Source organism: Streptomyces sp. (genome assembly GCF_035563135.1).
GTDB lineage: Bacteria > Actinomycetota > Actinomycetes > Streptomycetales > Streptomycetaceae > Streptomyces.
This window is the reverse complement of sequence record NZ_DATMVN010000694.1, coordinates 1-9539: the sequence shown is the minus strand read 5'-3', so window position 1 is coordinate 9539 and position 9539 is coordinate 1. Positions and strand designations below refer to the sequence as shown.

Below are 9539 nucleotides of genomic sequence, written 5' to 3'. Positions count from 1 at the left end.
TTGCCCAGTGCGCGCAGTGTGCCGTCCGTGCCGACCGTCCATTTCTGGGCCGCCGACTGGTTGCAGGTCCACAGCTGGATCTGTGTCCCGTCCGCGCTCGCCCCGTTCGCGACGTCCACACACTTGCCGCCGATCCCCGTGATCGGGCCGCTGCGGGCGGGCGTCCCACCGGTGGTGGTGAACGTGAAGTCGTCGAGGTCGAAGAGGGCTCCGCCGCCGCCCTTGAAGACGAGGTACAGGGTGGTGGTGCCGGCGGGGCGGTCCGTGAGGTTCGCGGACACGTTCTGGAAGGTGTCCCAGCCTCCGGTGACGGGAACGGCCGCGGAGCCGAGCAGGGTGCCGGTGGGGGAACCGGAACGCACTTCCAGGGTGCCTCCACTGCCACCGGAGGAGACCCTCGCGGTCAGTGAGGTGGCGTCGGCGAGGATGTACGGTTCGAAGGAGATCCAGTCACCGTTGTCGATGTTCCCGACCGTCCTCCCGCCGTTGGCCGCCGCCTTGTCGATGACGGTCACGCCTGCGGAGCCGCCGTGGTGCTCGGCCTGGCGCTTGCTGCCCTGGCTGATGTTCTGGTCGTGGGTCGTCAGGGCGGGCTGCCCGTTCGCGCCCTTGTCGGTGTACTCGGCGTCCCAGACGCCGAAGATGTTCGCGTTGGGGTCGTGTTCTCCGTCGGCGATGGTCTGCACGGTGCCGGAGCAGCCGGTGGCGGATGTCTGGGGGTGACCATGGCTGTCGTGGCCGATGATGAACGTGACCTTGACCTTGGAACAGTCGATCGCACCGTCCTCGGGATCGGTGACGGTCACCCGGAAGGGAACGGCGGCGCCCGGGTCGATGATGGAGCCGTCGGCCGGGAGCTCCAGGCTGACGGTCGGCGCGGTGTTGCCCACGGTGACGATGACCGAGGCGGTCGCGGTGTTCCCCGTCCCGTCGGAGAGGGTCAGTTCCGCGGTGTAGCGGCCGTTGGCGCTGTAGGTGTGCGAGGGGCCGGCCGCCGTCGAGGTGGCGCCGTCGCCGAACTTCCAGGCATAGCTCAGGGGGTCGCCGTCGGGGTCGGAACTCCCGGCCGAGGAGAACCGGACCGTGAGCGGGGCCTTCCCCGAGGTCCGGTCCGCGGTGGCCCTGGCGAGCGGCGCGCGTCCCCCGGTGACGTTCTCGATCCGGTACAGCGCACTGTTGGCGTCGCCGTTGAAGTAACCGGTGCCGTAATCGAGGACGTACAGCGCGCCGTCCGGGCCGAAGGCCATGTCCATGACCTGGGTGCCCTGCCAGGGGAAGGCGTTGATCGACTGTACGGCTCCGTCGGAGCCCTGTTCGATGCGCTTGATCCACTTGCGGCCGAACTCACCGGCGAAGAGGTCGCCGTCGAAGGTCTCGGGGAACTTGACGGTGGAGGACGACGCCGCGTCGTAGCGGTACACCGGGCCGCCCATGGGCGACTCGGAACCGGTGCCGAACTCGGGTACCGAGCCCCCGTCGTACGGGATCCAGGCGGGCTGTGCCGGGGGCAGATCGGTCAGGCCCGTGTTGTTCGGTGAGGTGTTCCGGGGGGCGGTGCAGGAGAAGGCGGAGCCGGACGCCGAGGTGGCGAAGTCGTAGTCGACGTAGGCGCTGTTCTTACCGGTGCAGTACGGCCAGCCGAAGTTGCCGGCCTTGGTGATGCGGTTGAACTCGACCTGCCCCGCGGGTCCCCGGGAGGCGTTCGCCGTGCCCGCGTCGGGACCGTAGTCACCGACATGGACGATGCCGGTGGGCTTGTCGACGCTCATCCGGAACGGGTTGCGGAAGCCCATCGCGTAGATCTCGGGCCTGGTCCTCGCGGTGCCGGGGGCGAAGAGGTTGCCCGGCGGGATGGAGTAGCCGCCGTCCGCGCCGACCTTGATGCGCAGTATCTTGCCGCGCAGGTCGTTGGTGTTGCCCGAGGAGCGCTGGGCGTCGTAGGCCGGGTTGCGGTTCGACCGCTCGTCGAGGGGGGCGTAGCCGTCGGAGGCGAAGGGGTTGCTGTCGTCCCCCGTGGAGAGGTACAGGTTGCCCTGGGCGTCGAAGTCGATGTCTCCGCCCACATGACAGCACAGGCCGCGGCTCGCGGGGACGTCGAGAATCTTCTTCTCGGTGGTTGTGTCCAGAGTGCCGTCCGTCCTGAGGACGAACCGTGAGAGCCGGTTGACACCGTCGAACGGCGCGAAGTCGGCCGCCGACCCGTTCGCCGGGGCATCTCCCGCGGGAGTCGAGAGCTTCGGGGCGTAATAGAGGTAGACGAAGCGGTTGGTGCTGAAGCCCGGGTCCACTCCGACGCCCTGGAGGCCTTCCTCGTCGTGCGAGTAGACATCCAGCTTCCCGGCGACCTCGGTGGTGCCGGAAGCGTCCGTGAGGCGGAGGGTGCCGTCCCGGGAGGTGTGCAGGACGGACCTGTCGGGCAGGACGGCGAGCGTCATCGGCTCACCGGTCTCGGCCACCCCTTTGGCTAGGGTGACCTGCTGGAACTCCTCGGCGGCCACCGGTGCCGCCTCGGCCGGTCTCTGCTCAGCGGTGAGGGCGCCGACGGCGACGAGCAAGGTGCAGACGAGCGCCGCGAGGGGCCGGGTGGGTCTCCTGTGCACGCGAGTCCTCCGTGTGGTGACGGGGTCGGGGTGAAGCACAGGCGCGCGCCGCCGCGCCAGGGAGACGGGCGCCCGCAGGGGGAGGGGAGGGCACCCGGTCCTTGTTGTCCGGTTCAAATCAGGAAGGTAATGGCTTTCACACCTGTCAGATAGTCCTTTGACGTACTGAGCCACAACTTTCTCTAGTAGCGGGACAAAGCGACGGGGTGAGGGCTGTCGCGTCCGGATGAGGACGGCGGCGAGGTGGAGGAGGCCCGGCGGGGCTCGCACACCTGAAAATGACTGCGGAAGGCCTGGTGGACCCGGCGTGACGCGCCGTCCGACCGGGCGGGTACCCGCGGAAGGCAGGGGAGGGGCGCAAACGATCCGTCATCCATCCGCACAGGCAGGACAGGATGCCGCCCCGACGTCCTGGAGCGGTGCGATGCCCGTCGGCCGGGCGCCACCGGTGGCCGAGCTCCTCACCCCGTTCGGCCGGGCCGTACCGCGCCGGTCTTCCCCGACGCCGCCCTCGCGGCGTTCGGGGAGAGCCGCGTCCGGACGGCCGGGACGCCCACCGGTGGCCGGGCCAGTCGTACACGAAGACGCCGAGTCCCTGCTCGGCCCACCGGTGCGCTCTCCGGCAAGGGCCGGTACCTCGATCTCCTACAGGCCGTACGTCTTTCCGATGATGTCCCGCTGGATCTCGCTCGTTCCCCCGTAGACCGTGGACACGACCGTCGAGCGGAGCAGGGCCTCCATGCCGTACTCCGTCGCGTATCCGTAACCGCCCATCATCTGCATGCCCTCCAGGGTGACGTGCTTGGCCAGTTCGGTGCACTTGAGTTTGGCCATGGAGGCCTGACGGGCGAACACGCGGTCAGGTTCGCTGTCGATCGCTGCGGCGACGTCGTCCAGCAGGAGCTGAGCGCACTCCAGCTCCGTGGCCATGTCCGCGATCCGGTGCTTGAGCGCTTGGAACGAGCCGATCGGCCGGCCGAACTGTTCGCGCTGCCGCACGTATGCGAGGGTGTCGTCGAACGCGCGCCGGGCGACGCCCAGCATCATCGCGGCAAGGATCATCCGCTCGAGGTTGAGCCCGGTCATCAGCTGTTTCCATGCCTCTCCGGGCGTACCGAGGACCGCGGAGTCCGGTACGAAGGTGTCGGTGAAGTACAGGTCGTTCACCTCCCGCCCGCCCATCGTGTCGATGCCCCTGATCTGCAGGCCGGCGGCGTCCGTGGGCACCATGAACTGGGTGAGTCCCTGATGCTTCGTCCCTCCTTGTGACGTACGGGCGATGAGCAGGATGTGGTCGGCGAAGTGCGCGTTGGAACACCAGGTCTTCTGCCCGTTGATCAGGTAACCGCCGTCGGTGCGTTCCGCGCGGCAGGTCAGCGCGCCCACATCCGAACCCGCTCCGGGCTCGGACATCGAGATGGCCTCCACACGGCCCTTCGTCACTCCTTCGAGCACCACACGCTTCTGCTCCTCGCTGCCGAACTTCTCATATCCGGCGGCGGCGATGATCGTAGGCCCGAAACCACCGATGGGAGCGAGTCCGTAGGAGGTGTGCTGCAGGAAGAGGCAGAGGTCGGTCATGCCCTGGCCCGCGCCGCCGTAGGCCTCGGGGACGGCGATGCCCAGCCAGCCGAGGTCCGCCATTTTCTCGTAGAGCTTCTGGTTGTGTTTTTCTTGGCCGTTCGCGGTCAGCCGGTCCCTCTGCTCCTTCGATCCGCACTCACGGCGGCAGAAATCGGCTATCGCCTTGACCAGATCACGGCGTTCGTCTGTGAGGACTCGGGGCATGGTGTACATCTCTCCTCAGGCAAGAGGGGCAAGGTGTGCTCAGTCGTCCCGCAGGGCGGGGAAGACCGTGTCCAGCAGGTGGAGCACGGTGCGTGTCAGCATCACGTGCAGGTCGCTGCGGCTGAGGGTGCCGCGCACCAGCCACTCCCGCGAGGCGGCCTTGAGCATGCAGCTGTGCGCGCGGATCATCGCCCGGAGTTTCTCCCGGCCCTCGATGACGTCGGCCATCATCGCCGCCTCCAGCACACGGTCGGTGGCGATCTCGTCGGCCTCGAGCATGATCCGGTCGACCTCAGGATCGTTGCCGAGTGCTTCCAGGCCGATCGCCGACAACCACATCTCCCGGTTGCGCTCCACGACTTCGAGCCACCGGTCGACACAGATCGAGAGGCGCTCCTCGGGGGTCGTCGGAGGCAGCCGCTGCGACACGGAGGCCGGGACGACCATCATCTGCCGTACCACCTCCAGGTAGAGCTGCCGCTTGCTGCCGAAGTAGTGGCTGACCAGAGCGCGAGCCACTTCGGCCTCGGCCGCGATGTCGGAGACGGACACCATGGCGTAACTCTTCGCTCCGAAGAGCCTGCGTGCGACGCCGAGAATCTCGGCACGCCGGGCGTCCGGCTCCATCCGGCGTCGTTGGGCGTGGCGCTGAACGCCCATGCTTTGTGCTCCCTCCCTCGCGGACCATGAACGGACTCGCTGAGCGGGGACAACGAGCGGCCCTCACATTGGACCCACTGTTGGCCTGGTGTCAACAGTGGCCGTCACACCGAACTCGGTGGTATGGCCTCCTGCGCAGGTTCTGTGCAAGGAGGAGCTCCAAAGGGCTGGTTGTGCTGTCTGCCTGTTGTTGACACCAAGCCAACAGATGGCCTGCTGTGCCTTCGGATCGGAAAGCCGCGGGTCTCGCGACCGCCTGTCCGACTTCCGTGAAGCCCCTGGCGCCGCAGTCTTGGTTGTGTTCCCCTGGAGATACATAGATGCTCGATGTGTCTCATTGCGTCAAGGGGGCGGGGCCGCGGGTCTGCACGCAGGGCAGGAGAGAGGGCCTCGGCGACGGGTGGAGCCACCCGGTGCGAGGTGCTGATCACCGGCGGGATTTCGGGAACGCGTTCAGGGTGCCGGGCATGGCGTCACCGGCTCGCGCCGAGCTCCTGCGGATATGGGCGCCGAGCAGATCCGCGGAGGTGAGGGCTCGGGGCTCGACCCCGACTGTGTCCGGGCGAAGAGTTCGGCGGCCGGCTGTCCCGTACCGTCGCGCTGCCGGGCTGTGCCGGGCTGTGCCGAGGCGGCCTGTGCGCGGTGCCGCGTCGCCACGGTCCGCGCGTGAAACGAGGGTGCCCGTCGACCGGGCGACTGCCGTACGGCGCCGGCCCGTCGGGAGAACGGGCCGGCGCCGCCGGGGCGGGTCAGCCCGGCCAGATGCCCGTCATACGGCGCGTGGCCACCGCGCCCGAGCGATCGACCGCAGCTCTGACCACGGAGAAGATGGCGCCCTGAACGGCGGCGGCGAGCAGGATCTGCCGCCAGGAACGGTCCTCGTCCAAGGCGTCAGGGGCGTCGTCATGGCCTTCGATGATTTTCCACGCCTGCTTGAACGCGGTGGTCGCGATGATGCCGCTCGCCGCGCCGAGCAGCAGCCCGACCGGCTTGTAGGCGATCTTGGACGCACTCATCGGCGCCCCCTGCCTCGGCGCACCAGCATGACGGCGGCGAGCAGCGCACCGCCCGCGAGAAGCGGATTCCGGTTGGCCCGCGCGAAGGACGCGGCCCGGCCGGCCTTTTCACGCAGCGGGTCAGGAGCCTTCTCCGCCGCGTACTGTCCCGCCCGGTTCGCGGTCTCCCGGACTTGCGCAGCGGCCTGGGCCGTCTTCTCCAGTACGGGATCGGGGGTCTTGTCCTTGACGAGCTGTGTGGCCTGCTCCGCCTTCGCGCGGATCTGGTCGGCCACCAGGGCCGCCCTTTCCGATGCCTGTTCCTTCGCGGCGGCCGTCTTCTCCTTCGCCTGCGCCTTGACGTCTGCCTTGGCCGCCAGCGCCTCGACGGTCCGCCCGAGCTCGTCGCGGGTGCGCTCGACCTGCTCGCGCAACTCCTCGGGGTGGGAGGCGTCGGGGACGGGGGTGCCTATGTTGGTCCGGGATTCTTCGTTCATCGGTGTGCCTTTTCCTTGATCTCGGCCAGATCGGCCTTGACGCTGTCGACGGTCTGCTCAGGGGTGGGGGAGCCTGCCTCGGCGATCTGCTTCTTCCCGGCCAGGGCGGCTGCGGCCGCCACGGCCGCCAGCACCGCCGTGACGATGAGGGCTGACGCCCACACCGGCAGTACGAGTGCGAGAGCCGCGATACAGGTCGCGATCAGAGCCTGGGCCGCCAGGATGCCGATGAAGCCCGCGGCGCCGAAGAGGCCGCCGCCCTTCCCGTAGCGCTTGCCCTTCTGGGTCATCTCCGCCCGGGCCAGCTGCATCTCCTCGCGGACCAGCTCCGAAATCTGCTGTGAGGCGCGCGAAACCAGCACGCTCACCGAGTCGTCGGTGGCGTGGGTCTGCCGCTCTGCCGTGCTCATGGGCAGATCACCTTGCCTTCCTCGATCTGTCGGAAACATCGGCTGCCCCCTCCCGTCCGACGGGACGAGGCCGGTGCCGGAGCTCGAAGCGAGTCCGTCATGACGAAACCTCCTCGTTGAGCTGTGTTTGCCGGTGTCTCGGCTCGACTACCCCGCAACCGCCCCGGCACCCGCTCCGTCGGGAAGGGCTTCCCTCGATGCGACGGGAGCGATGGGTCACCCCCCGGCCGGGCGCCGCTCACCGGGTTCGCCGGGGAAGTGCGGCCCCCGTGCCGTCCTCGGCCTGCTGTGCCGCTGTGACGAGCTTCGATGTGACGGGGCTCGGGCAGGGTGCGGAACAGCAGCCGGTTCGGAACGGCATGAGGCTCAGAGGTGCCAGGGCGGTGCGCGGGGAGACCGCGTCGGCGAGAGCGCCGATGAAGGGGCCGATCAGGCCGCGGCGCTGACGGCCAGCCGCGGCCATCCGGAACCGGGCCAGGTGGCAAAGGCCGGTGGCCGAGGGGCGGCTGACCTACCAGCAGGGTGCAGCGCCCCCGTCGTGCTTCCTCCCAGCAGGGCGAAGCGCCCCCCGTCGTGCTTCCTCGGCGCCGGGAACCTCCTGCGCCGGTGAGCCGTGACGTCGGCGGCGGGCCTGTGGTGAACGGGCTGTCGTCAGGTGATCAGGCAACGGGTGAGCCGGGAGGACCCTCCCAGCGCAACAGGTCTCCCGGCTGGCATTCGAGCACTTCGCACAGAGCGGCCAGCGTCGTGAAACGGACCGCCTTCGCGCGGCCGTTCTTGAGCACTGCCAGGTTGGCGGGCGTGATGCCGACACGGTCCGCGAGCTCGCCCACGGACATCTTCCGTTTCGCCAGCATGACGTCGATGTCGACCGTGATCGGCATCAGATCACCTCGTCCAGCTCGGCCTCCATCTGCGCCGCCGCGACATCGCGCTCGACGGCCTGGGCGAGCAGCATGCGCAGTACGAGCACGACGAGCGCGACCCCCAGGACCGCCAGTCCGGCCCCGCCCACCAGGAGGACCACACCCGGCGCGACGGCTTCACCCGGTGCCAGGAAGGCCGCGAGCACGAAGACCAGGCAGGCGGCTGCCACGACCGCGCCGATCACCACATGCACGTACCGGAAGGCGGCGGGGGAGAACACCGTGCCGCGCCGCACCATCGTCACCAGTCGCCATACGCAGATCAGGACGACCTCGACCGTCACGATGCCCAGCACGATGAACGCGAGGAGCGGAGCCCGGACGTACTCGATGTCCGCGTCCATCCCTCTCAGGTCCATGGCCAGCAGCGGCACCATCACCGTCTGCACGAATACCGCCCCGGTCAGCAGCAGCACGAGCACGGCCCGCAGTGCGAGCACGGTCAGTCTTCCCATCATCTCTCCCTCAATCGAACCACGATAGGAATCTATCGAGAATCGATAGGTTCGACAAGTGGCGATCCCTCAGTTCGGAAACGGTGCCGGGAGAAACGTCCGCCTCACGTGCGACGTCCTTCGAGCCCGCCCGGTGTCGGGCCCGCGGCTCAGGGCCCGCCGGCGTCCTCCGGGTGCACCTTTGCTCCAAGGTCTTCCGGGAGGGCGCGGCGGGCTCCTGCCGCTCCATGTCTGACCGCCTCGCGGGGCGCTGGTGGTGCCGCGTACCACCGGTCGCGGTGTCATGGAGGTCCGCATGGCCCTGGCCCTGCGGCCTTCCACGCGCTCGATCGGCATGCGGACGGCGCAGGAGCCCATGGTGGAGCCGGCCTGGCCGACGCCGGTGGGCTGGGCGGGGGCCAGGGCGGCGAGGGCCGTGTTGTCGTGACCGGCGAGCGAGAAGTCCTCCGCTGTCCGGCTGCGCGCCGGTCGCCCCGGGGCCGGGGGAGTACGTCCTCGACACGGAAGCACTCGTCACGAAGGCGGTCCGGACGATCCCTTGTCCATCAGGCGCGCAGCAGGTCAGGCGGGCTGGAGCCGGGTGTGCAGGAGGCAGAACTCGTTGCCCTCCGGGTCGGCCAGGACGTGCCAGCTCTCGGTGCCGCTCTGGCCGACGTCGGCGGGCCTGGCGCCGAGGGCGAGCAGCCGCTCCAGCTCGGCGTCCTGGTCGCGGTCGGTGGCGTTGACGTCGATGTGAAGCCGCGCCTTGCCGGCCCGCGGGTCGCTGCTCGGGCTGAGGACGAGAGTGGGCTGCGGACCGCCGGAGCCGGCGTCGGGCGGCCCGATCTCGATGCTTCCGTCGTCCTCCCGGCCGAGTTCGACGTAGCCGAGGACCTTGCTCCAGAACGCGGCGAGCAGCTCGGGATCGGCTGCGTCGATGACCAGCTCACTGATGCGGCATGCCATGCCCGTGAGTATACGGAGCGATCCCGGCCTCCTGGGGCCGATGACGAACCGGCCGGTGGCCGGACCGGCGCGCCGGCCACCGGGTGCCCGGACCGTGAGATGTCACCCGGCCGTCGGGACCGGCGGGCTGGAACCCCGGCTGGGCCTACTGCCTCCCGGGGGCCGAGGCGCCTGCCCGCATGGCGTCCGTGCCCCAGCTCGCCAGCAGCCGAAGGGTCTCGGCGGACGCCGAACCCGGTTCGGCGTGATAGGCGACGACCGAC

10 protein-coding genes and 1 pseudogene are annotated in these 9539 nt (G+C 69.3%); all 11 read right to left on the bottom strand.

Annotated elements, in window-relative coordinates:
* A partial coding sequence (locus tag VN520_RS30935) for a PQQ-dependent sugar dehydrogenase (RefSeq protein ID WP_325750249.1) occupies positions 1-2600 on the bottom strand: 2600 nt, incomplete at its 3' end.
* Positions 2601-3245: 645 nt separating this feature from the next.
* A complete protein-coding gene (locus VN520_RS30930; RefSeq protein ID WP_325750248.1) occupies positions 3246-4388 on the bottom strand; it encodes an acyl-CoA dehydrogenase family protein in 1143 nt (380 codons plus the stop codon).
* A 39-nt stretch (positions 4389-4427) separates the two neighbouring features.
* Complete coding sequence (locus VN520_RS30925; protein ID WP_325750247.1) at positions 4428-5048, bottom strand: helix-turn-helix domain-containing protein; 621 nt, start codon at positions 5046-5048, stop codon at positions 4428-4430.
* 749 nt (positions 5049-5797) lie between these two features.
* On the bottom strand, positions 5798-6064 hold the full coding sequence (locus tag VN520_RS30920; protein ID WP_325750246.1) for a DUF4235 domain-containing protein: 267 nt from the start codon (positions 6062-6064) through the stop codon (positions 5798-5800).
* Positions 6061-6540, bottom strand: coding sequence for a DUF3618 domain-containing protein (locus VN520_RS30915; protein WP_325750245.1), 480 nt, complete (start codon positions 6538-6540; stop codon positions 6061-6063). Before VN520_RS30915 ends, VN520_RS30920 begins: the two co-directional genes overlap by 4 nt.
* A complete protein-coding gene (locus VN520_RS30910) occupies positions 6537-6950 on the bottom strand; it encodes a phage holin family protein (RefSeq protein WP_325750244.1) in 414 nt (137 codons plus the stop codon). Before VN520_RS30910 ends, VN520_RS30915 begins: the two co-directional genes overlap by 4 nt.
* A gap of 659 nt (positions 6951-7609) precedes the next feature.
* The gene (locus VN520_RS30905; RefSeq protein WP_325750243.1) at positions 7610-7834 is read right to left on the bottom strand and encodes a helix-turn-helix transcriptional regulator; all 225 of its coding nucleotides are present in this window, start codon (positions 7832-7834) and stop codon (positions 7610-7612) included.
* The gene (locus VN520_RS30900; protein ID WP_325750242.1) at positions 7834-8331 is read right to left on the bottom strand and encodes a DUF2975 domain-containing protein; all 498 of its coding nucleotides are present in this window, start codon (positions 8329-8331) and stop codon (positions 7834-7836) included. Before VN520_RS30900 ends, VN520_RS30905 begins: the two co-directional genes overlap by 1 nt.
* Before the next feature lie 69 nt (positions 8332-8400).
* Positions 8401-8841 carry a substrate-binding domain-containing protein gene (locus VN520_RS30895; protein WP_325750241.1) on the bottom strand — a complete coding sequence of 147 codons (441 nt, stop codon included), beginning with the start codon at positions 8839-8841 and terminating at the stop codon, positions 8401-8403.
* Between the two features lie 51 nt (positions 8842-8892).
* Positions 8893-9276 carry a VOC family protein gene (locus VN520_RS30890; protein ID WP_325750240.1) on the bottom strand — a complete coding sequence of 128 codons (384 nt, stop codon included), beginning with the start codon at positions 9274-9276 and terminating at the stop codon, positions 8893-8895.
* A gap of 145 nt (positions 9277-9421) precedes the next feature.
* A pseudogene (locus tag VN520_RS30885) lies at positions 9422-9539 on the bottom strand (transcriptional regulator); the annotation flags it as partial.